We start from the raw sequence: 23563 nt of genomic DNA on the forward strand, positions 1-23563 counted from the left end.
GAGACGCTCGGCTTCGAGACGTTCGGCTTCGAGGCGTTCGGCTTCGAGGCGTTCGGCTTCGAGGCGCTCGGCTTCGAGACGTTCGGCTTCGAGGCGTTCGGCTTCGAGGCGTTCGGTTTCGACGCGTTCGGCTTCGGCACGCTCGGCTTCGAGATCTTGCGTCTCGGCTCCGCTATCGAGCGCTGTGGCTTCAAGCGGCTCCAGAGCCAGCGAGGCGAAGGCGGTCGAAACGACCGGTGCAGCCGCAGCAGCAGGCGCAGCCGCCATGGCGTCGGCGCCCACTTCGGCCGCCAGATCGGTGAACTCGCTGAAGTCGAAGTCCGGCAGCGCGCCAGCGCTCTCTTCTTCGACGAGCTGATACGCGCGCGCCTCGGGCAGGCTGTCGCGCAGTGCCTGCATGCGTGCGGCCAGGCCCTCGAAATGCGGCACGTGCGGCACGGGCGATTGCAGGCCCTGCATGGTGCCCTGGATGGCGGCGGCGACGTCGCCCATCGCGGCGACGCCCTCGCCCGTGGGCAGCCCACCGACAGCGAGCAGACGCTTGATATAGGTTTCGGTCGGCCCGGTGATCTCGGTGATCACGGGCACTTCGGTCATCGCGAAGGCACCGTTGAGCGTGTGCACGGCGCGCTGCAGGGCTTCGGTCGCCGGCAGCGGCGCTTCGCGTGCTGCATCCAGCCAGTTCTCGATCGTGGCCAGATGGCCGCCGACTTCGCCGGCCAGGATTTCCAGCAACACCGCATCGACCGACGCGGGCACGCCGGCAATGACGACAGGTTCCGCCGTCGCGGCGGCGGGCTCGGCGGCCGGCTCCGCGGGTTCGGCGTGCAGACCGCCCATGTCGATGGAGACGACGGCGGCGTCGGCGAGTTCGGGGACGAGCTCCACAACGGGTTCGGCAACCGGCTCCGCCACGGGGGCGGGAGCGGCGACCGGAGTGAAGAAGGCTTCTTCGCCGGCGGCCAGACGATCGGCCACGGCTTCCAGGCCGGCCAGGTCGGCGGTGATGGTGCCTTCGCCGCGCAGGGCGGCATGCAGCTGCGGCAGCGCGTCGTAGGCCTGGCCTACCAGCGCGACCACGGCGGGACTTGCCGGACGCGTGCCGTCGAGCACGCGGTTGAGCATGTTCTCGACCTTCCAGCTGAACTCGCCGAGGGTCTTGGCGCCGACCAGACGGCCGCTGCCCTTGAGCGTGTGGAAGACGCGGCGGATCGGACGCAGGCGCTCGGCATCGTCCGGATGCTCGCGCCACGGCGGCAACAGCTCGCCGAGGTTGGCGATCTCTTCCTGCAATTCTTCCAGGAAGACTTCGCGGATCTCGTCGTCGATATCGTCGCTGCGCTCGAAACCACCGGCCGCGACGGCGGCGGCGGTCTCGGCCACCGGTGCGTGCGCGTGCTCGGCAACCGGCGCGGCGGGCGTATCGACGATGGTGTGCGTCGGCATGGCCGGCGGAGCCGCCGGAGCATGGGTGACGCCGCGGAACGGCTCGATCTTGCCGAAGTCCAGCGCGTCGGCCAGTTCGGGCGACAGCTGCAGCGCTTCGGCGACCGTCGGTTCGGCAGCACCGGTCTCTTCCATCGCCGGCAGCGGCCAGTAACGCAGGCGCTCCAGGGCGTGGCGGGCGATCTCGAGGATTTCATCGCGCGCCGGACGCTGGTCGCGCAGGGCTTCCAGGTAGTACTCCAGGCTGGCCAGGGCATCGGCCATGGTGTCCAGCTGCTGGCTGTTCGGTACGCGCTTGCGATGCAGCAGTTCGACTTCGACGTAGCGCTTGACCGCGACCAGGTAGTCCGCGGGCTGCGGCTGTTCGAGCATGCGCAGGGCACCGCCGACTTCGTCGAGCAGGCGCGGGACTTCGCCCAGTTCGGCGTGCTCCCAGCCGGTTTCGACGAAGGCCACGAACGACTGGCGCGCATCGCCGAAGTTGGCGATGGCTTCGCGCACGACGACGTCGAGGACCTTGTTGCGCTCGCCGGCGAGGAGATCTTCTTCACCGGCCGAATCCGGACGGCCCAGCCGCGCGACCTGATCGTCGAGCGAGGCATCCACGTACAGCAGGGCGCCGGCGACGTCGAGCAGCGCGCCTTCGTCGGCGGCGCGGCGACCGGCGACTATCTCGCGCATGGCGTCGCGCTGCTGCATCACCACGTTGCGCGCGACGCCCAGGCCCATCATGCCGAGCGTGTCGCTGACGCGGGTCAGCGCATCGACCTGCGGCTGCAGTTCGTTGACGTCGGTCTGGCGCGTGCGCAGGTGCAGATCGAGCGCGTCCTTGACTCGCAGCAGGTCTTCCTTGATCGCGGCCGAAACGGTGTCGAGCAGCGCGCGGTTGCGGCCGCTGAGGCTGCCGCGGGCGTGTTCGAGTTCGTCCTCGCTGGGCATTTGGCCGGCGAGGTCGAAGGTCTGGCGCAGGCTGTTGAGGGCCGGGTGTTGGCTCTCGCTGTGCGCCACGTGGTACAGCAGCTGGCGGGTCGGTTCGGCGGCGGCGTCGGGACGCGGCGCGCTGAACGCGAAGGTGTCTTCGACCAGCAACTGCCGCGATTCGCGTTCGACGCCGGCAAAGGCCTGGCGCACGCCGCGGTTGGCCGACAGCGCGCCGTCGCGCAGGGCGCCGGCCACCGACGAGGCGACCCACAACATGCGGCGCAGCGGTTCGGTCTCGACCTGCGCGAGCAGCGCGTCGACGATCCGGGCGAGCTTGGCGGCATCCGCCGGCGCGCCGTCTTCGGGCCACGTCGCCAGGGCATCGCGCAGCGCGCCCAGGTGAGTCATGAGTTCATCGCGGGCCGGCTTCGGCGCGGACGGCGCCGGGGCGGGCAGGTTTTCCGGCAGCGGACGATCGAGGTCCGGCGAGAACAGCACGCTCTCGCTCAGCCCGGTCTCACCGCGCGTCGCGCGCAGCTCGTTGAGCAGCGGCAGCAGCACGATGGGAATGTCGCGATGGCCGCCCTGCAGTCGCTCCAGATAGTCAGGCAACTGCACCACGCCGCGCATCAGCGCCGCGCAGGCGTCGTCGCGTTCGGCGACTTCGCCGCGCAGCAGCGACAGCGCCAGCCGTTCCATCTCCTCGGCGACCATCGCCGGGGCGTACAGCTCGATCATGCGCAAAGTGCCATGCACCTGGTGCATGTGCGCCGCGCAGGTCTTCATGTGCGCGACCTGCGCCGGGTGCTCGGCAAATGCCTCGATTTCGTCGCGCGCCAGGCGCAACGTGGCATCGAGTTCGGGCTTGACCCAACCCAGCGTGGTGGTATCGATCGCGTCGCGCAACACGGTCATCGGTTGCCTCCGTGTGCACGCGCGGCCGCAGCGCCCGCCTCAGGGGCGGACGCAGGCGCGGAGCGGTTTGCCTTCAGGCCGTCCATCTCGTTTCGTTTCCGTCCGGCGTCGGTCAGGCGGGCAGCTTGAAGTCGGCGACCGAGCGGCGCAGGTCCGCCGCGAGCTGCGCCAGGTTTCCAATCGACTGCGCCGTCTGGCTCGCACCCTGCGAAGTCTGCGCGGTAATCGACTGGATGGTATTCATCGTCTGGGTGATGTTCGACGCGGCGTTGGACTGCTGCTTCGCCGCGGTCGAGATGCCCTGAATGAGGCCGGACAAGTCGGACGACACCTTTTCGATCTCGCCCAGCGCGGTACCCGCGTCTTCGGCGAGGCGCGCACCGGCGACCACTTCCGAGGTCGTCTGTTCCATCGACGACACCGCTTCGTTGGTGTCGGACTGAATGGTCTGGACCAGGGTTTCGATTCGCTTGGTCGCGTTCGAGGCGCGTTCGGCGAGTCGCTGCACTTCGTCCGCCACCACCGCGAAGCCGCGGCCCGCTTCACCGGCCGAGGCCGCCTGAATCGCCGCGTTCAGCGCCAGGATGTTGGTCTGTTCCGAGATGTCGTTGATCAGTTCCACGATCGAGCCGATTTCCTGCGACGACTCACCCAGTCGCTTGATTCGCTTCGAGGTTTCCTGGATCTGGTCGCGAATCGAGTCCATGCCCGCGATCGTCTGGCGCACGACGCCGGCGCCCTTGGTCGCGATCTGCACGGAGCGCTGCGCCACGTCCGCGGATTCGGCGGAGTTCTTCGAGACCTGGTCGATGCTCGCCGCGATTTCGCTGATACGGTCGGAGGCGGAGCTGATTTCCTGCGCCTGGTGTTCGGCGGCTTCGGCCAGGTGCATGGCGGTCGCCTGCGTTTCCTGCGCGCTGGAGGCCACCTGCACCGAGGTGTCGGTAATCGTCTGCACCAGGCTGCGCAGCTGTTCGACGGCGAAGTTGATCGAGTCCGCGATCGCGCCGGTCATGTCCTCGGTCACGGTCGCCTTCACGGTCAGGTCGCCTTCCGCGAGCGAACCCATTTCGTCCAGCAGGCGCATGATCGCCTCCTGGTTACGGTCGTTGAGTTCCTTGGTGGTCTGGTAGCGCTTCTGCTGGGCGCGGTTCAACGACACCAGCAAGCCGACGATCGCCAGGATCGCCGCGATACCGGACAGCACCGAAATCAGGATGTGGCCGAGCGGGTTCTTGCTGCGCACCGAACCGAATGCGGTGAGCGAGCGGAACAGCGACTCGGACTGGCCCAGCAGCGTGCCCGATTCGCTGGTGATCGTGCCGGCGGCGGCCTGCGCGGTGAACAGGCTCTTGGAACCGGCGCCGATCGCGTCCAGGTCCTTCTTCATGTCGGTCCACAGCGCTTCGGCCTGGCCCAGCGCGGCGAGCGCGCCGCCGTTGGTCAGCGGGGTCACGCCGAGCGCGGCGTCGCCCTTGCGCAGGCCGGACAGCACGTTGCCGAACACGGCGGCGGTGCGGGTCAGCTGGTCGCCGGCGATCGAGGCGCCGGTACCGCCGGCGCGCATCGCGGTGATGTTCTTGTCGATCTGGCCGGCCAGCACGTTCTGGCGCAGGGCGAGATAGACCTGCGAGGCCGGCGAACCGCTCGAGGACATCGCGCGCACCAGTTCGTCCAGGCGCGCCTGCAGCTGCGGCACCTTGGCCGCGAAGCTGTCGGCCTTGGTCGCCAGGCCGGTCACCGAGGCTTCGGAGGCGATGACCTGGTCGGCGTTCTTACCCACCAGGTCCCAGGTGTTGCTCACCTTTTCGATGTCGCCGGAGACGCCCAGCTCGCCGCCGAAGCGGTCGTTGAGCTGCTTCATGTCGGCGTCCATCTGCGCCTTGGTCGCCTTGAACGCGGAGAACGCGTCCTTGTCGCCGCCCACCGCCTCGGCGCCCTGCACCGCGAGGCGCTGCGAGTTCACCTGCAGCGCCGCCGCCGAGGAGCTGGCACCTGCCAGGCGCGAGCCCTTGTACGTCGCGTAACCGGCGTTGAGGCCGAAAATGACCACCGAAACGCCGAGGATCGTCAACCAGGTATTGACGCCGAGGCCGCGGCCCTTGGGATTCATCACAGTGCTCATGGTTCAACCTCGTTGGCGATTGCTGCTTGCGTTGCTGCTTGTTTGATGGCGTCAGCCGGCGGCTTGACGGAATTCGGGAGTGCGAGCCAGCCGATCCAGGCTGAAGATGCCCCAGTCCTGCTCGCCGACGCGGTAGGCGCGGTCGACGAAGTGCATGTAGCGTCCCGGGTACCGCGGATCTTCGTCGGCCTGCGGCTCGGCGAGCTTCTGCGATTCGTTGAAGCTACGCTGGCCGAACAGTTCGTCGATCAGCACGGCGACGTCGCCGCCGGGCTGGCGGACCAGCAGCACGCGCTGGCTTTCGTGCAGCACGGTGCGCTCCCCGGCCAGGAACTGCTTGAGGTCGACGATGGGCAGCAGATTGCCGCGCACGTTGGCCACGCCCAGCATCCACGGCTGCGCGCCGGGAACCTGGGTGATCGGCGGCAACGGCAGGATTTCGCGGACTTCGTCGAAGCCCGAGGCGAGTCGGACGGAGCCGACGCGATAGCCGACGCCGCGCCAGAGGCCCGGTGCATCCAGCTGCTCGGGCAAACCGGCAACGTGTTCGAGACTGCGGCGCTCGTAATCGGCCAGCAGCTCGAACGGGCTGAGCGCGGAAGGTGTGCTGCTCACTGTGCGACCTGCTTAGTGGCCCAGGACCGCGTTGATCCGGGCGATGAGCTCGGCCTCGCGCGGCGGCTTGACGATGTAGTCGCGCGCGCCCTGGCGCATGCCCCAGGCCTTGTCGGTGTCCATGTCCTTGGTGCTCACGATCAGCACCGGGATGGCGCTGGTCGCGGCGTCGCGCGACAGGGCGCGAGTCGCCTGGAAGCCGTTCATGCCCGGCAGGACCACGTCCATGATGACGAGGTCGGGCAGTTCGCGCTTCGCGGCGGCGATGCCGTCTTCGGCGCTGACGGAGGTGAGGACTTGATGTCCGTTACGCTCCAGCAGCTGGGTGAGGACCGCGGTGTCGGTCGGCGAATCCTCGATCAGCAGAATACGTGCCATTGATGCCCTACCCCCCGGTCAGGCGTGTACATGATTACGGATCGCGTCGAGGAGTTCCTCGCGCGTGAACGGCTTGGTCAGATACTGCTCGGAGCCCACGATGCGGCCGCGGGCCTTGTCGAACAGGCCGTCCTTGGAAGACAACATGATCACCGGCGTGTTCTTGAACAATTGGTTGTTCTTGATCAACGCGCAGGTCTGGTAGCCATCCAGACGCGGCATCATGATGTCCACGAAGATGATTTGCGGCTGCTGGTCGGCGATCTTGGCCAGGGCCTCGAAGCCGTCGGTCGCGGTCACCACATCGCAGCCTTCGCGCTTGAGCAGCGTCTCGGCGGTCCTTCGAATGGTCTTGGAGTCGTCGATCACCATGACCTTCAGACCTTCGAGGTTGCCGTTGCGACCCTCTTGCATGCTTTCAATCCCCTGTGCCACGGCGAGCCCCGCACGTCGCGAAGTGCCTTTATTTCAAGCATAGCGCGGACTGTCAAGCGACGCTGCACATCCCCCCCTTTCTGAATGTGCGGGCTTGCACAATCGCGACCCGGTTTGCACTTGCACGGCAGGAACGTGACGTTTTGCGGCATGGGCCGGCGTGGCTCCGACCCCGCCTGCTACCATCGCGCGCAGCTTTTTTCACGCCAGCCACCTCAGCAAAGGCACCATGCCCTCGCATCCGGGTATCGACATCGTAGTGGTGATGGATCCGATCGGGTCCATCAAGATCGCCAAGGACTCCACCTTCGCCATGCTGCTGGAAGGGCAGCGCCGCGGGCACCAGCTCTGGTACGTCCGTCCGGGCGGGCTGGCGGTGGCCGGCGGGCAGGCGCAGGCAACGGTCGCGCCGCTGTCCGTGAAGGACGACCCGGCCGGCTGGTACACGCTGGGCGACTGGACCCGCTGGACCTTCGGGCCCGGCCAGGTCGTGCTGATGCGCAAGGACCCGCCGGTCGACACCGCCTATCTCAACGACACCCATATCCTGGGCCTGGCGCAGCGCGCCGGGGCCCTGGTGGTCAACGACCCCCAGGGCCTGCGCGATATGAACGAGAAGCTGGCCGCGCTGGAATTCCCGCAATGCGTCCCGGCGACGGTGGTGAGCCGCGAGGCCGCCGTACTCAAGGCCTTCGTGGCCGAACACGGCGACGTGGTGCTCAAGCCCTTGGACGGCATGGGTGGGCGCTCGATCTTCCGGGTCCGCGCCGGCGATCCGAACACCAACGTGATCCTGGAAACCCTCACCGCCGGTGGCCGCGAGCTGGCGATGGCACAGCGCTACCTGCCGGAGATCACGGAGGGCGACAAGCGGATCCTGCTGATCGACGGCGAGCCGGTGGACTACTGCCTGGCCCGGATCCCCCAGGGCGACGAATTCCGCGGCAACCTCGCCGCCGGCGGCAAGGGCCTCGGCCAGCCGCTGAGCGAGCGCGACCGCTGGATCGCCGCCCAGGTCGGTCCGGAACTTCGCCGCCGCGGCATGATCTTCGTCGGTCTGGACGTCATCGGCGACTATCTCACCGAGGTCAACGTCACCAGCCCCACCTGCATCCGGGAGATCGACGCCCAGTTCGGCTTGAACATCGCCGGCCTGCTGTTCGACTGCATCGAACAGAAACTGTCCGCGTGAACCTGTCCGCATGAGCACCGTCGCCGCCCGCGTCCCGCCCCACCCCGGCGAATACGCGCTGGGTGAAAACCGCCGCATCAGCGCCACCATGGTGCTGTCGGTGCTGGTCCACGCCATGCTCCTGCTCGGCGTGGGCTGGGCGGTGGAAAGCGCGGCGCCGGTCATGCCGACCCTGGACGTGATCCTGACCGAGACGACCTCGCCGCTCACCCGGAAGCAGGCCGACTTCCTCGCCCAGGCGACCAACCAGGGCGGCGGCGAGCACGAGAAGACCACCCGCCCACGCGAAACCCAATCCGGCCTGGCCCCGCAGCCGGAACCGGGGATCGCCCCGCGCCCGCTGCGCGCTCAGTCGCCCGCGCCGCAGCCGGCGCCGCAGGATCGCGTGATCAGCACCCTGCACAGCGAAACCGAAATCGCCAAGGCCCAGGCCACCCCGCCGCCCGACGAGCAGCTGCTGCCGCGCGGCCGCGAGAAGATCGCCCGCGACATCGCCATGGCCCGACTGGCGGCGGAGATCCACCTGCGCTCTGAGCAATACGCCAAGCGGCCCAAGCGCAAGTTCGTGTCCGCCAGCACCACCGAATACGCCTGGGCGACCTACCTGAGCGAATGGGTCAAGCGCGTGGAGCGCGTGGGCAATCTCAACTACCCGGACGAAGCGCGCCGCCGCCACCTGGCCGGCAAGGTCGTCATCACCATCGCGATCCGCCGCAACGGCACGGTGGAACGCGCGCAGGTGATCCAGTCCAGCGGCATTCCCCTCCTGGACTCCTCGGCTCTGCGCATCGCCAAGCTGGCCGAGCCTTATGCGCCGCTGCCCAAGACCGAGGAAAACCCGGACATCCTGCACGTCACCCGGACCTGGCTGTTCATGCCGGGCGGGGAACTGATCGACGATTGAGGCGCGCCCGCAAAGTCGGCGCGATTATTTGCCGGAGGGTTTGGGCGCAGCGGGGCCGACTCGCACCCGCCCCGGATGCCGCGCGATGTCCTTCCAGGGCAACACCGACCACTCCGGGTATTCGCAGTTTCGCGCGGCGCGCGCGAAGCTGGGACCGAGATAGAGCCCATCGTCGCGGACGTACCAGGACACGTACTTCCAGACCTCCGGATCGGTGTAGTCGCAATCCGCTTCTTCGACCTCATTCGGATGGCGCTTGGCCATCATGCTTGCGAGCCACGGCGCCAGCGTCTCGCTGCGGTACTTGAAGAAGGCGTCTTCGGTGGGCCCGTTGAAGCGCGGCGGCGTGCCCTTGCCCAGCCAGAGCACATCCTCCAGAACGAGCTCGCGGCCGGTGCGCGGGTCAATATTGATCGGACTGTCGCCGTAATCCGGATGCGCCCCGCCGCAGTAGTAGCTCGCGAACACACTGACACTGAGGATCGTGGCGTCGATCCGACGCAACGTGGTCGTCGCCTCGTAGTCGCCGTTGCTCTCCGCCACGCAGCCCATGGCATCGCTGATCTGCTGCCAGTGCCGCTCGCGCAGCACGCGGTTGATGCGCTGGCGCACCGCGTCGGGGTAGCCGGACTCGACCTTGAACAGCGAAACCTGAGTGTGCGGTTCTTCGAACCATTGCAGGCGGTAATTGCCGACCGTCTCTACCCCGCCGGGATCGAGCCGCAATTTCGCGCTGCGCAGGTATTCGTAGGGACTGTCGTGCAGCAACTTTTCCCGTTCCGGATCGCGCTCCTTGGCCGCGTCGAAACGCGTGAGCCGGATCGGCAGGCGATGGCCATCGGCACCGATCCATTCGCCCCGCAGTTCGCCGGCGGTCGAAGTGTCGAGCGCCCATTCGGCGGTCTTTGCCTCGCCCGCGGTCGCCTCATGCAGGCGCAGCGCTTTGCCGGACTCCGCGTTCTCTAGCCGGATGTCGCGCAGATAGCGCGTATAGAAATAGCGACCGCTCGCCGGCTCGGCCTGGGGATCGAGTTCCACCACTACCGCCGCGGTTCCGACCGTGCCGCGCCACACCTGCTCGGCGGCCTGCGTCGCGGCGATGGGAACGCCCGCCGCCAGGCAGGCGAGAATCCAAAGGGAGCGAAGCAAGCGCTTACTTGTTGGCATCGCGCAGGGCCTGCTGCTCGGCAATGGTGAGGGCGACGTTGTCGCGCAAATACGCCGGTTCGGCGAACTCCGGGGCCACCGCTTCGCCGCGGGCGTAGGCCAGCGCGGCCAGGCGGGCGACGTCGGCCGCATGCGGAAGCGCGGCGGCATCGATGGCGGCGAAATGCGCACGTGCGCGCGCAGCAAGCGCACCGTCCTGCGCGGCGAAGCCGGTGCCGACGCCGTGCCAGCCTGTCGCCTCGGGCAGAACCACCGCATTCGGCGGCAGCACGCGCTCGGCATCGAGCGCGATCGCATCGCCATCGCGCAGTTCGAATGCCGCCGCATAGACCTCGCCCATGCGCGCATCGATCGCCGCGAGCACGCGCGGACCGGGCGCCTGCAAGGCCAGCGCGGCCAGGGTCGAAACCGGCACCATCGGCCGATCGAGCGCGAGCGCCATGCCCTGCCCGATCGCCACGGCCAGACGTACGCCGGTGAACGCGCCAGGGCCGCGGCCGATCGCGATGGCATCGAGCTGCGACTTTTTCACCCCGGCCTGTTCCAGCAACTGCTCGGCCCAGGGCAGCGTCAGCTCGGCATGGCGCCGCGGCGCGATCTCGAAGCGTTCGCGCACCTCGCCGTCGAGCCACAGGGCGACGGAACAGGCTTCGGTGGCGGTTTCGATGGCGAGGAGTTTCATCGGCAATGGGGAACGGGAAAGCGGGGGCGCGGAAAGCCTAACGCCTCTACGACGGTTCCACCGCAAAAAACGCCGCCACATCCTCGATCCTGCGCGTCCTCGGCAACGGCGGCAGCGAATCCAGGAACACCTTGCCGTAGGTCTTCGAACTGATCCGCGGGTCGCACAGCACCAGCACGCCGCGATCGCTCTCGGTGCGGATCAGGCGGCCGGCGCCCTGCTTCAACGCGATCACTGCCTGCGGCAGCTGTTCGTCGCGAAAGGGATTGCCGCCATTGCGGCGGATCGCCTCCAGCCGCGCTTCGAAGACCGGATCGTCAGGCGCAGCGAACGGCAGCTTGTCGATGATCACGACGCTCAGCGCCTCGCCGGCGACGTCGACGCCTTCGCGGAAACTCGCCGCGCCCAGCAGCACGCCGTTGCCCGAGGCGCGGAAGCGTTCCAGCAACACCGGGCGGGGCGCTTCGCCTTGCACGAACAGGGGCCACGGCCCGCCGCGCAGCAGCTCCGCCGCTTCGCGCAGCGCGCGATGCGAGGCGAAGAGCAGAAAGGCGCGGCCCTTCGACGCTTCGAGCACGGGGCGCAGCTTGTCGATCAGGCTATCGCTGTAGTGGCGCACGCTCGGATCGGGCAGCCCGGTCGGCAAGTAGCACAACGCCTGTTCCGGCCAGTCGAAGGGGCTGGGCGCCAGCAGCGTGCGCGGCTCGTGCAGGCCGAGCTTGGCGGCGTAGTGATCGAAGCGGCCGCCGACCGCCAGCGTCGCCGAGGTGAACACCCAGGCCGCCATCGAGCGCTCGCGGTGCTGGGCCAGCGGCCCGGCCACGTCGAGCGGCGTGCGGCTGAGGCGGAAGCCGCGCGCGGTGAGTTCGAACCAGTGCACGCCGCTGTCTTCTTCCGCTTTAGCGGGCGCGGCATCATCGTCCGCATCCGCGAACGCATCGAACGGAACTTCCTCGTCATCGCTATCGCCAGGTGCCGGCGCTTCGCCGCGCCACCGGCGCAGCCGCGACAGGAATTCCTGCGCGCGCGCCGCGCAGCTGTCGAAACCGGGCGCGGATTCGCGCAGCGGCTCCAGGGTCGCGCGCAGGTGATCCAGCGCCGCATCGAACGCATCGAACGCCTGCTCGGCCGCTAACGACTCCGCCACGCGCCGACGGGTGCCACGCACCGGCAGTTCGTCCATCGCGGCGCGCAACGCGCGCACCGTGTGTTCGAGTTCGCGCGCCGGCCCCTGCACGGCCGCGAGCGAACCGGATACGTCCTTGCATTCGGCGATGGCATCGCGCGCGAGTTCCACCAGCGGCCGCGCGCTCAGCGACTCGCCGAAGAACTGCGCCGCCAGGTCGGGCAACTGATGCGCCTCGTCGACGACGAAGGCCTGCGCGCCCGGCAGGATTTCGCCGAAGCCTTCCTGCTTGAGCGCAAGATCGGCCAGCAACAGATGGTGATTCACGACCACGATGTCCGCGGCCTGCGCGCGCTGGCGCGCCTGCACGACGAAGCAGTCGGCGAAGAGCGGACACTCGCTGCCGAGGCAGTTGTCGGCGGTCGAGGTCACCATCGGCAGCAGCGGCGAATCCTCGGGCAGCGCTTCGACCTCGGACAGATCGCCCATGCGCGTGCGCCCGCTCCACGCGACGATGCGCTGGAACTGCGCGATCTGTTCGCGGTTGGCGAAGCGCGGCTCGCCCTTGGCCTGATTCAGGCGGTACAGGCATAGATAGTTCGCGCGGCCCTTGAGCAGCGCCGTCTTCAGGCCGCGGCCCAGCGCATCGCGCACGCGCGGCAGGTCGCGGTGGTAGAGCTGGTCCTGCAGCGCGCGCGTGCCGGTGGAGATGATCGTCTTCAGCCCCGACAGCAAGGCCGGAACCAGATAAGCGAAGGTCTTGCCGGTGCCCGTGCCGGCTTCGGCGATCAGCGTGCCACGCGTTTCGAACGCATCCGCGATCGCCGCGGACAGATCCTGCTGCGCCGCGCGCGGCGCGAACGCATCGATCTTCGACGCGAGTTCACCGCCTTCGCTCAACGCGGCGCGGCTGGCTTCGGCCAGGCGACTCGTCATCGGGAACTCGCCATCAGAATCGATTGGGTGCAGCGACGGTGCAGGCTTCGCGCTTGACGCGTGCCTCACGCACTTCCGTCGCGGCCGCCTGTACGCGCGCGGTGGCCTGGGCTTCGCTTTCGCCGCGACGGATCAGGCGATCGTTGGCGCGCAGCAGGGCTGCCTGCAATTGCGTTTCCCAGTGACGGCGGCAGAGCGGTCCGGTGGTCGAACCCAGCTCGACCGCCTGCTTCGCGTGTTGCTGCGCCTGCGCCGGTTCGTGCAGCAGGAAGGCGAGCTCGGCGCGCTCCTGCAGCAGCGCCGGATCGCTGGCGTTGAGGGCCAGCGCGCGGTCGAGCAGTTCGGCTGCGCTGCGGTACATGCGTTTGGCTTCGAGCTGTTCGGCCTGCTGGCGCAGGTCTTCCACCTGCGGATCGCGTAGCGGCTGCACGTCGAGCTCGGTTGCGTTTGCGGCACCTGCGGCGCGGATGGCCTGCACGATGGCCACGGCGTCGTAAGCGGGCGCCGCGGGTTCGGGCGCCGACGTCGCGCAGGCGCCGAGCCACAGCGCGCTCACGCCCATCGCGATGCTGTTGCGGATCGTCGGGCTCATTGCTGATCGGGCGGAGGCGGCGCCTCGCGCTGTTCGGGTTCGTCCTTGTCGCGGCCCAGGCCGAACCATTCGCGCCAACCGCCGCCTTCTTCTTCCGCGGCCGGCTGCTGCATCGGACACGGTGCGTACTGCGGCGCGAAGCCGGCGACGAAGGCCATTCGGCGTGCGCCCGGGCAATCGGCATCGGTCGTATTGCTGTCGATCACCCACTGCCAGTCGATGCCCTTGTCGCCCACCTGCAACGGTGCGCTGGGCAGACGCGAGAACATCGCCGACCACACGCGCATCGCGCCGGTCGCGCCGTACAGGCCGGTTTCCTTGTTCTGATCGTTGCCGACCCAGATCACCGCGAGGTGATCGCCGGTCCATCCGGCGAACCAGCTGTCGCGGCCGTCGTTGCTCGTGCCGGTCTTGCCGGCGGCGTTGAGGCGGCCCAGGCCGTCGCGGACCAGGGGCGCCGCAGTGCCGCTGGTGACCGTGTGTTGTCCGGCGATGGTGATCAGGCGCGCGGCGATCGCGTCGCCTTCCTGCGCGGGTGCGGGCGTGGTGTCGTAGCGCTTGAGCGCGCGGCCGTTGGCGCCAAGCACGCCGCGCACCGCATGCAGCGGCTGGATCTGCCCGCCGCTGGCGAGGAACTGGTACAGCTGCGCCATCGCATACGGGCTTTGGTCGACCGCGCCGAGGATCAGCGACGGGCGCGGTTCGGCCTGGATGCCGGCGAGCGTGTGGATCAGGTCGGCGATGCGTTCGGGCGCGACCTTCATGCCGATGCGGACCGTGGCCTGGTTGTACGACATCGATAGCGCGTCGATCAGGCGCACGCTGCCGTGGCTGCGGCCGTCGGAATTGCCGGGGCTCCACTGCTTGCCGCGGCCCAGGTCCACCGTGACCGGCGAGTCGTCGACCCAACTGGCCAGCGAGTAGCGGTCCGGCGTCGCCAGCGCGAGCAGGTAGACGAAAGGCTTGAGCAGCGAACCGACCGGACGCTGCGCTTCCACCGCACGGTTGAAGCCATGCTCGGTGTGTTCGCGGCTGCCGACGACGGCGACTACCAGGCCGTTGTGCACGTCAGTGACGACCAGGCCCGCCTGCAGCGGCGGGCGGCGATTGCTGTCCAGGCTCTTCAGCGTGCGCGTCACCGCGCCCTCGGCGAAGGCCTGCGCCGACGGCGACATGCCGGTCATCACGCTCAAGCCCGCACCGGCGAGCTGGTCGGCCGGATAGTCGCGCGCGAGCTGCCGGCGCACGAGATCGACATAGGCCGGGAAGCGGTTCGGCGCCATCGTGCCCGCTTCCGGCGTCACTCCCAGGGGTGCCTTCAGCGCGCGCTGGTATTCCTTCTCGTCGATCAGGTTGGTTTCGCGGAATTCGCCGAGGGCGAAATTGCGGCGTTCCAGCGCGCGCTCGGGATTGCGCCGCGGGTCGTACCACGACGGACCGCGCACGATGCCCACGAGCAAGGCGATCTGTTCGGTATTGAGGTCGCGCAGGTCGCGCCCGAACCAGAATTCCGACGCCGCGGCCACGCCATGGATCGCCTGCGAACCGCGCTGCCCCATGTAGACCTGGTTGAGATAGGCCTCGAGGATGTCGCGCTTTTCATAGCGCGCGTCGATGATCAGGGCGTAGAGGATTTCCTTGCCCTTGCGGGTCCAGGTCTGCTCCTTGCCGATGCCGAGCAGGCCGCTGCGCGCGAGCTGCTGGGTCAGCGTGCTCGCACCCTGCTTGCGCCCCGTCGCGGTCTTGAACGCCGCGCGCAGCATGCCGGTGAAGTCGATGCCGATGTGATGGTTGAAGTCGCGGTCCTCGACCGCCTGCAGGCCGGTGACGAGGAGTTCGGGCACTTCCTCGATCCGCACCAGGCGGCGTTCCTCCTGCGCCTGGCCGTAGAGCGTGGCGATGCGCGCCGGATCCAGGCGCGCGACCTTGAGCGAACCCTTGCTGGCGACATCGCGCACGCTGGCGACGTGGCTGCCGGAAATCGCAACGTCGATCCGCCGCGCCGGCACGGCGCCGTCGACATCGTTGAAGCCGCGGCTGGAGATCTTCCAGTGACCGGCGCTCTGGGCGTAGCTGCCTTCGCGGCTGCCGTCGCCTTCGTGATAGCCGGCCGCGTCCAGTTCGGTCTTGAGCGTGCGCGTATCCAGCGCCAGGCCCGGCCGCAGCTCCAGCGGACGCGCATAGACGCGGGTCGGGATCTGCCACTTCAGGCGGCCGAAGCGTTCGGTGACCTGGTGATTGAGATACAGCGTGTAAGGAATGAGAAAGCCCAGGCCGAGGCCGATCGCCGCCAGAGTCCAGGTGACCAGCCGCCGCTTCCACTGCCCGGTTTCGCTGCCCCGCTCCTGTCCGCTGCCTTCGTCTTCGTCGTAATCGATCGCCACTGGATGCCAGAATAGGTGGGCCGAGCCCGAGTTGGGCGAGTCTAGCGCAGGCCGCTCGCGGCTCCGCGCGCCGGCAGTCCCGGTTTCTCGTGCAGGGTTCACTTGGGGCGTCCTACGCCCAAAACCGTTCACGCGCCGGACAGGCTGCCCTGAAGGAGTGGAACGACCCCATGGCCATACGCTGGACCGAGCTACGGTTCCTGTTCAATCGAAGCGCGGGACTGGTGCGGCGCGGGATCGCCAGCCTGCGCACCCGCGGCGTGCGCGCGTCCTGGCAGCGCGTGCAGAAGCACCTGCGCCGCGCGCCCATGGCCAGCGTGCGTGCGCTCTACCTGCCCGAGGCTGCCCCGTTCTCGCCTTTCTCGCTGGCCGCGTTGCGTGGCGACCCGGCCAGCGCGCCGCGAGCCAGCATCGTCATCCCCGTCTACAACCAGTTCGCCTACACGCTGGCGTGCCTGCGCGGATTGGCCTCGCATCCGCCGCAGGCCGCGTGCGAAGTGATCGTCGTCGACGACGGCTCGTCCGACGCGACCGAAGCCTCGCTGCGCCAGATCAAGGGCCTCCGCTACCACCGCCGCGCCAGTAACGGCGGCTTCATTGCCGCCTGCAACGACGGCGCCGCGCTCGCGCAGGGCGACTATGTGGTCTTTCTCAACAACGACACCGTGCCGCAGCCGGGCTGGCTCGACGCCCTGCTGCGCACGTTCGACGAGCAACCGCAGTGCGGGCTGGCGGGCGCGCAGTTGATCTATCCGGACGGCCGTCTGCAGGAAGCTGGCGGCGTGGTGTTCGCGGATGGCAGCGCGGCGAATTACGGACGCTTCGAGTCACCGGACGATCCGCGCCATGCCTTCGTGCGCGAAGCCGATTACTGCTCGGGCGCGGCGATCGCGATGCCACGCGAACTGTTCCAGCGCCTTGGCGGCTTCGATACGCGCTACGCACCGGCCTATTACGAAGACACGGATCTGGCGTTCGCGGTCCGCGCGGCCGGGTACGGCGCGCTTTACCAGCCCGCCTCGCGCGTGGTGCACATGGAAGGCGTCACCGCCGGCACCGACACCGGCAGCGGCACCAAGGCCTACCAGGTGCGTAATCGCGGCGTCTTCCGCGAGAAATGGCAGAACGTACTCGCGGCTTATCCCACGCCTGACATCGCACTCGACGTCGCGGCGATGCGTGCCCGCCGCCGCACCGTCCTGGTCATCGACGAAGCCACGCCGCGGCCCGACCGCGACTCGGGCTCGCTGCGCCTGGTCAATCTGTTCCGACTGCTACGGGAAGAAAGCGCGCACGTCGTGTTTCTTCCCGCCGACCGCGCCTACGACCCGGACTACACCGAAGCCCTGCAGCAACTCGGCATCGAAGTCTGGCATGCGCCGCACGTCGACAACGCACCGGCGTGGTTGCGCAAGCACGGCCACCGCTTCGACACGGCAGTGGTCTGTCGCCATTACGTGGCGCGCGAATTCCTGCCCGCGCTGCGCCAGCACGCGCCGCGGGCGCGGATCGTCTTCGACAGCATCGACCTGCATTACCTGCGCGAACGGCGAGGCGCCGAAGTCGCGGGCGACGCCGCGCAGCTGCGTGCGGCCGAACGCACGCGCGAACTCGAACTGGACGTGATCGCACGCAGCGACGCTACCTTGGTGGTGAGCGCAATCGAGCGCGAACTGCTGGCGCAGGACGCGCCGGGCGCGAAGGTCGAGGTGCTCTCCAATCTGCACCGCGTGGCGGGTCCCGGGCTGGCGTTCGAACAGCGCCATGACCTGGTCTTCGTCGGCGGCTTCCGCCACCCGCCCAACGTCGATGCCGTGCGCTGGTTCGCCACGGCCGTTTTCCCCCTCGTTCGCGAACGTCTGCCCGACGTGCGCTTCCATTGCATCGGCGGCGACGTACCCGACGACATCGCCGCACTGGCGGCACAGCCGGGCGTCGTCGTGCATGGGCATGTGCCCGAGATCGCGCCGTACATGGACGGCGCCCGCGTCGCCGTCGCGCCGTTGCGCTACGGCGCCGGGGTGAAAGGCAAGGTCAACCTGAGCATGGCGCACGGGCAGCCGGTCGTAGCCACGTCCTGCGCTGTGGAAGGCATGCATCTGCGCACCGGCGAAGACGTGTTGGTAGCGGACGACGCCGCCGGCTTCGCCGACGCAGTGGTCCGCACGTACGAGGACGCGGCGCTGTGGCAGACGCTGTCCGCCAACGGCCTGCGCAACGTCGAACGCCATTTCTCGCTGGATGCCGCCCGCGACGTGGTGCGGCGCGTGTTGCTGGGCTAGGGCAAGCCGCGCCCGACTCGATTACCCGCCAACTTAGTCGCGGAATTGCAGGCGTGGCGGCCTTGACCGCTATGGCCTGACGCGCCCAACCGGGCGGAAATCTCGGAACCGAACGGGCGGCACAGGGTGTCGCTGACCATTGACAGTCCCTAACGGGGCTTCTTCGGAAGCGTCAGATTGTCATAAAGCAATTTTCCTAAGGGTCCGGATAACGCCGCCGCTAGTCGCTCCAGCCAACACCAAAAACCTGTCTTTCGCTCAACGGAAATTGCTGTACGCCGCGTTTCGGCCAACTTCTGTTTTCTTACCAAGAGCAAAGATCGTCGCTCGAACGACACTCGCCGCATGATCTCGGCCTGCGCAAGCCTCTGATCCCTTCGTCTACTACTTCGATTATTCATAGCGCTATTGCAGCTTGTCGTGGTTTCGGGCGTGAAAAATTAGCCTAACCCTTCGGTCCTAGAGCGAATCGCAAGCGTAACCGCTGCCACAAGCACATACAGGCCAAGTAGCAGTGATGTCGACGTAATTTTCATCGGTACCGTCACTCCATTTTTTAGAAGCAACACGCCAACAGCGACCATGGCAAAAAAATATAAAGCTATACAAGCACAGACAAATATCTGCCAAGTCCGAATTTTGTCGGCACTTATCTCATTGCCGGGTATCAACCCGACATTTTTTTGACGCCAAACAAAAAGCGCAGCTACGAGAGACACGGCAAATATTAGCCATGTAGCTACCAACGATGAAATCACTAGCGCCCATACCGAAGCCGACGCAAGCGCAACAGCAAGCGATCCAAGAAAACAGGAGCTCCGAACTTCTCCGTTAGTCATTTTCTTTCCTCACAGCCGCATTTCTTCATCTGCTGTATGTAGTCGCCAGTCCCCACTATTGCCCCTGCCACACCCAATCCCTTCCCGAAGGCCCTCATAAAATGCATCGGCACTGTTCTGCTCGCCATCGCACTTTGTATCCGAGTCACCTGCCGCGAGTTTGGGTTTCTTCGAATTGCCTCAATCAGCGAACTCCTATCTTTTGCATTCTCCGATGCAGCCCACGTTTCGGCTGCATATTCGCCCGTTGATGCGGTTGCCTCGGCAAACTGTCCTGCAGTGACCTCATCGTTTGCCATCGCTATGAGCCAGCCTACTCCTGGCACAAAACCCATCACATAGCTGGTTGTTGCAGCCCCTTGGCACGGCGTCATCGACCCGGTCGCATTCGGTGTTATGCCGTTTGAATACTGCCAAGATTCCAGCCCAAGCGAATCCACGTTAGAGATTGGACTCCCTCCGACATACGCATAGGTGTTCAGTCCACCAGCCAGCCCCACCGGGTCCGACTGCAGATAACGCCCCGTGCTGGCGTCGTAGTAGCGCTGCACGTTGTACCAAAGCCCGGTCTCCTGATCGTAGTACTGACCGGGAAAGCCGACATTCAGGCCGCCGATCGCGTCGACGAGCACTCCACGGTTGTAGGGATAGAGGGACGCCCGCCACACGATCGCTTTAGCGCTGTTGGTGCCCACTTCCGGGCGTCCCAACTGATCGTTGTGCAGGAAGGTGACCTGATTGCTGCGCACCAGGCCGACCAGTTCGCCGTTGAACCACAGGTAGTTCGTCCACAGGTCATTGTTGTCGCGGTGCTCGCTGAGTAGACGGCTGCCGGGCCCGTTGATGTAGCGGTACAGGCCGTGACTGGCGGCTTTCGATACCCGTTCGTTATACGCGTTGTAGCCGTAGCGGCTGGTTACGCCATTCACGGTCGAGCTTTGCATCCGCTGGAATGGATCGTAACCGTAGCCGCGCGTCCCATTGCTGCCGCTTTCACCGGTCGTGTTGCCGGTGGCGTTGTAGGTGAAGCTGCGGGTCTCGGCGCCGCTAACCGCCGTGAGTTGCGCGCCGCTGCCGCTGTAGAGGTACTGCAACGCATTGGCGCCGGTTTGGGTCCGTCCGGTCCGGTTGCCGGTACCGTCGAAGCTATCCGTGGTGGTGAGGACGGTGCCGCCCAGGGTGGTGTTACTGGCTAACCTCGATAGGGCGTCGTAGGTAAAACTGCGGCTGTAGGTACTGTCGCTGGCGTTGGCGATCTGGGTGATCTCGTCATTCGCATTGAACGTGTAGTCCAGTCCCTGGACCGTGGCCGTGCCGTTCTTGACGGCCAAGGTCGTCAGCCGATCGTCGAGGTCGCGCAGCATCCAGCGTTGCAGGCCGTTGCCGTAGGTCATTTCGGTCGCGGGGCCGAACGGCCGATAGAGCGTATTACTGACCACCTGTGTAACCGTGCCGCCGATATTGACCGTCATGGTCTTGAGTCGGTTGGCGACGTAGCCGTAGCCGACGGCGACGCCGTTCGGGTAGGTCATGGCGCTGAGGCGACCGACGGCGTCGTAGTAGTACCAAGTCCAGTAGTCCGACTGCACGCCGTTGGCGATGGTCAGATCGCGCTGCGTGCGCAAGCGCCCATCCGTCTCATACTGGTATTGGATCACGCTGTCCGGTGCGGCCGCGCTGCACAGTCGGCCCTTGCCGTTAGTGCAGGTGTCGTACCCGTAGGTCACGCTCTGCCCCCCGGCGGTGATTGTGGTCACGCGGCCGGCTGCATCGTAGCTGTAGGTGGTCTGTATGCCATCCGCGCGGGTCAGCGTTGCGAGCAGTCCACTGGCGTCGTACTGGAAGCTTGTTGTTCCCGTATCCGGACTGGTCTGCGCCCAGCGCTGGCCGAAGCCATCGTAGGCATACGCTGTGATGTTGCCGCGCGGATCCGTGACCTTGGTGAGACGATCGGCGGCGTCGTATTCGAACCAGGTGACGCCACTCAACGGATCGGTTGAGGCGACCACGCGATCGAGCGCGTCATAGGTGAGCGTCGTGACCCGGCCCAACGAGTCGGTGATGGTCGTGACGTTGCCGTTGGCATCGTACCCGTAACGCACGTTCTGACCGCCGTTGCCGCGGCGCGCCCGCAATCGCATCAACTCGTCATAGTCGACAAAGGTCGAGTGCTTGAGGACGGGAGACTCCACCCAAACCTCGACCGGATCGCCGGGCTCATAGCACGCGCCGTTAGGTCCGGGCTGCAGGCAGGGACCCGGTTTCCAATCCCAATGCCCCTCCACCGCCCATTCCTGCACCTGGAGCGGATCGCTGGCTGCGTTATAGCTGAAACGCCGCTGTTCTTGGTTGCCACCACCGGAGAGCACGCCGGTGATGCTGCGTGACTGCTGGGTCAGGCGCAGGCTGGCGTCGTATTGGTAGTTCGTGGTGACGCCATCGGGCGTGGTGACCGACGCCACCGTGCCGTTGATGGCATAGGCGATCGCGGTGTCGGCTGCGGTGGCGCCATCGGGATAGGTGCGTACTTTGACCACGCGACCACGTGCATCGTAGGTCGTGTCAGCGATCTCTCCATTGACACCCGTGACCCGGCCGGCCTGGCCCAGGCCGTTGTGGCTGCTGTAGATGACCGCATGGCCCAGGCCATTGGTGACCGACAGCAGTTCGCCCACGGCACTGTAGTTCGTCACGACCGCGTCGCCCGACCCGGGCAGCGGCCCATCCACGGTAGTACTGGCGAGCATGCCGTTGGGATGTTTGGTGTAGGTGTACGTCGTGGTCCGCGCCTGATTGGCCACGCCATTGGCGCTGAGGTTGACCACTTTGATGGTCGCCACGCGGTTGTCGGCCGTGTACGTGTACTCCGAGCGTTGCTGGCCGACCACGGTGACGCTGAGCAGGCGGTTGCGCGTGCTGTCCCATACGTTCTGCGTGGTGCGGGCCTGAGAGGTGCCGTAGGCCTCGATCGTCTGGGTGAGCTGCCCCTTGGTGTTGTAGGTGTAAGCGGTCTTGTTGTTGTTGAAGTCTGACGTCATGGCAGGACTGCCGCTGGTGTCGTACTCGGTCAAAGAATAGCTAGCCGGGCAGTAGGTGCTGGCCGCGCCGGTAATCGAGGTCGGCTGACCGTTCTTGAACACCCGGGTGGTCACCTTGCTCAGTGGATTGGTCTCCTTGACGGTCAGCGTGCCGTCGGTCCCCGCGGTGTAAACGAAGCTGTACTTCTCCTGGCCACTGTGCGCGCTACTCGTGGCGTACCCGTTGGCATCGTAAGTGAAGGTGGAATAGCGCACGCCATTGAAGGACTTGCCGGTCAAGGCGGTGGGGTCGGCCGTCTCGTAGTGGTAGGCGATCGTGGTGGCAGGCGTACCCGGCTGCGAACTGGCCGCCAGACGATGGATGCCAGTGCCTAATGCGTTGGCCGTGTAGGCATAGCCGTACGCATTGCCCGCCGGATCCCGCACTGCGGTCAGTTGGCCGTTGCTCCAGGTGAACTCGATGTAACGCCCCGAAGTGTGGGTCACCCGGATGGGATAGGTGGGCGCGCTGGCGCTGTAGCCGAACGTCCACCCGATCCCTTGTTCGTTCGTCACCGAGGCCACGTAGCCGGCGGACGAATACACCTCCGTATCATTTTCTTCGCCGTACAGAATGAACCGGCCATCGGCCTGCTTCACGATCTTCGCGATTGGGCTGGGCTTGTCTTCGTAGAAGCTGCCATCGGCCGCCTTGACGAACTTCACCGTGCGCGTGTCCGGACGATGCGCATAGATGATGGTGTTCGTGCCAATCCCGCATGTACCGCCGCCCGGACGCGGGTAACAGGCGTTGACCGCCGCCGTGCCGAAACTGAGTTTGTAGTCGAGGTTGCTGATCCAGCGACCGCCGAACAATCCCACGCCTTCCCAGTAGTGGTTGTACGTGCGCGAGATCGACAGCGCTCGTTCGCCAGCGGAGACGAAGTCCACTTCGGCTTCGATCTTGTTGCCGGTGGCCGGATAGATCGGATTGCCCTTGCACGGTCCGCGCGGGCTGGGATTGCGCCCGGTCGGCGCGCTCGTGCCACCACCGCCGCCGCTGGTGGTGGGCGACGTGGTGCCCACGCCCGGATTGTTCACGAACAACCATGGATTAGTAACTGGCGTTGAAGGCGGCCGCGTTCCTTTGACGTTCACCGCGCCAAGATCCGTTGGATTGCGGCTGTTAAACCAAGCCCAATAGCAGGCGGTGTTACTGGCTGAAATGGTTTGCCCAGCGAGATTTTGAATGATCTGGACCGTACTCCCGTCGGGACAAGTGAAATCCGCCGCCTGCGCATCAGGCGCCAGGTAAAGCGCCGCTATCGCGAGAGCGAGTGAGCACAACCGCCGACTCCCAACGCCTTTCCTGTGGCCACGACCCCGTGCTGCAACGAAAGCGCTCATGCCGACTGCTCCTTGATTTAATCCGTTACGGAGCGTGTTAACACTTGTGCGATGTCACGTAACGCGCTTGTTTACGAACAAGTGGTTGCAGAATCAGCAACGCATGGTGAGCGAATCGATCAAAGGCCGTACAAGGCCTGGCTTTGCCCATGCATGGCGTGCCACCGCCACTGCGCGCGACTCAGTTGCTGTAGTGCGGA

Annotated in this window: 15 protein-coding genes and 1 pseudogene; 4 read left to right on the top strand and 12 right to left on the bottom strand. The window is 66.6% G+C overall.

Features of this window, described 5'->3' with window-relative positions; translation table 11 throughout:
- The coding region (locus ACYVJ8_RS17540; protein ID WP_460714901.1) for a pentapeptide repeat-containing protein at nucleotides 1-302 on the top strand (302 nt) is incomplete at its 5' end.
- 289 nt (nucleotides 303-591) lie between these two features.
- On the opposite strand, the pseudogene ACYVJ8_RS17545 reads toward ACYVJ8_RS17540, so the two are convergent.
- From ACYVJ8_RS17545 to pilG, 5 genes and pseudogenes are all read right to left on the bottom strand, one after another.
- Nucleotides 592-3282, bottom strand: a pseudogene (locus ACYVJ8_RS17545) (Hpt domain-containing protein); the annotation flags it as partial.
- A gap of 112 nt (nucleotides 3283-3394) precedes the next feature.
- Complete coding sequence (locus ACYVJ8_RS17550; protein WP_460714846.1) at nucleotides 3395-5407, bottom strand: methyl-accepting chemotaxis protein; 2013 nt, start codon at nucleotides 5405-5407, stop codon at nucleotides 3395-3397.
- Nucleotides 5408-5458: 51 nt separating this feature from the next.
- Nucleotides 5459-6022: a chemotaxis protein CheW gene (locus ACYVJ8_RS17555; RefSeq protein WP_460714848.1), complete on the bottom strand. Its 564-nt coding sequence runs from the start codon at nucleotides 6020-6022 to the stop codon at nucleotides 5459-5461.
- Between the two features lie 12 nt (nucleotides 6023-6034).
- Nucleotides 6035-6400 (bottom strand): response regulator transcription factor, encoded by a 366-nt coding sequence (locus ACYVJ8_RS17560; protein ID WP_460714850.1) that lies wholly within the window; start codon nucleotides 6398-6400, stop codon nucleotides 6035-6037.
- A gap of 18 nt (nucleotides 6401-6418) precedes the next feature.
- Nucleotides 6419-6814 (bottom strand): twitching motility response regulator PilG, encoded by a 396-nt coding sequence (pilG, locus tag ACYVJ8_RS17565; RefSeq protein WP_460714852.1) that lies wholly within the window; start codon nucleotides 6812-6814, stop codon nucleotides 6419-6421.
- A gap of 250 nt (nucleotides 6815-7064) precedes the next feature.
- On the opposite strand from pilG, the gene gshB reads away from it, so the two are divergent.
- On the top strand, nucleotides 7065-8027 hold the full coding sequence (gshB, locus tag ACYVJ8_RS17570) for a glutathione synthase (protein ID WP_460714854.1): 963 nt from the start codon (nucleotides 7065-7067) through the stop codon (nucleotides 8025-8027).
- 10 nt (nucleotides 8028-8037) lie between these two features.
- On the top strand, nucleotides 8038-8931 hold the full coding sequence (locus tag ACYVJ8_RS17575; protein WP_460714856.1) for an energy transducer TonB: 894 nt from the start codon (nucleotides 8038-8040) through the stop codon (nucleotides 8929-8931).
- A gap of 24 nt (nucleotides 8932-8955) precedes the next feature.
- On the opposite strand, the gene ACYVJ8_RS17580 is transcribed toward ACYVJ8_RS17575, so the two are convergent.
- The 5 genes from ACYVJ8_RS17580 to mrcB are packed head-to-tail and all read right to left on the bottom strand — an operon-like array spanning nucleotide 8956 to nucleotide 15818.
- Nucleotides 8956-10080 carry a hypothetical protein gene (locus ACYVJ8_RS17580; protein WP_460714858.1) on the bottom strand — a complete coding sequence of 375 codons (1125 nt, stop codon included), beginning with the start codon at nucleotides 10078-10080 and terminating at the stop codon, nucleotides 8956-8958.
- Nucleotides 10081-10084: 4 nt separating this feature from the next.
- Nucleotides 10085-10780, bottom strand: a complete 696-nt coding sequence (gene tsaB, locus ACYVJ8_RS17585; protein ID WP_460714860.1) for a tRNA (adenosine(37)-N6)-threonylcarbamoyltransferase complex dimerization subunit type 1 TsaB — start codon at nucleotides 10778-10780, stop codon at nucleotides 10085-10087.
- 46 nt (nucleotides 10781-10826) lie between these two features.
- Nucleotides 10827-12842, bottom strand: coding sequence for an ATP-dependent DNA helicase (locus ACYVJ8_RS17590; protein ID WP_460714862.1), 2016 nt, complete (start codon nucleotides 12840-12842; stop codon nucleotides 10827-10829).
- 13 nt (nucleotides 12843-12855) lie between these two features.
- Nucleotides 12856-13434, bottom strand: a complete 579-nt coding sequence (locus ACYVJ8_RS17595) for a hypothetical protein (protein WP_460714864.1) — start codon at nucleotides 13432-13434, stop codon at nucleotides 12856-12858.
- The gene (gene mrcB, locus ACYVJ8_RS17600; RefSeq protein ID WP_460714866.1) at nucleotides 13431-15818 is read right to left on the bottom strand and encodes a penicillin-binding protein 1B; all 2388 of its coding nucleotides are present in this window, start codon (nucleotides 15816-15818) and stop codon (nucleotides 13431-13433) included. Before mrcB ends, ACYVJ8_RS17595 begins: the two co-directional genes overlap by 4 nt.
- Before the next feature lie 170 nt (nucleotides 15819-15988).
- Between mrcB and ACYVJ8_RS17605 the strand changes: the two genes are divergently transcribed.
- Entirely contained in the window at nucleotides 15989-18100 is a 2112-nt protein-coding gene (locus ACYVJ8_RS17605; RefSeq protein WP_460714868.1) for a glycosyltransferase, read from the top strand.
- Between the two features lie 440 nt (nucleotides 18101-18540).
- Here the strand turns inward: ACYVJ8_RS17605 and ACYVJ8_RS17610 are convergent, their stop codons facing one another.
- Both ACYVJ8_RS17610 and ACYVJ8_RS17615 read right to left on the bottom strand, forming a co-directional pair.
- Nucleotides 18541-18939 (bottom strand): hypothetical protein, encoded by a 399-nt coding sequence (locus ACYVJ8_RS17610; RefSeq protein ID WP_460714870.1) that lies wholly within the window; start codon nucleotides 18937-18939, stop codon nucleotides 18541-18543.
- Complete coding sequence (locus ACYVJ8_RS17615) at nucleotides 18936-23363, bottom strand: RHS repeat-associated core domain-containing protein (protein WP_460714872.1); 4428 nt, start codon at nucleotides 23361-23363, stop codon at nucleotides 18936-18938. Before ACYVJ8_RS17615 ends, ACYVJ8_RS17610 begins: the two co-directional genes overlap by 4 nt.
- Nucleotides 23364-23563 lie beyond the last annotated feature (200 nt).

The organism is Lysobacter terrae (genome assembly GCF_054782215.1).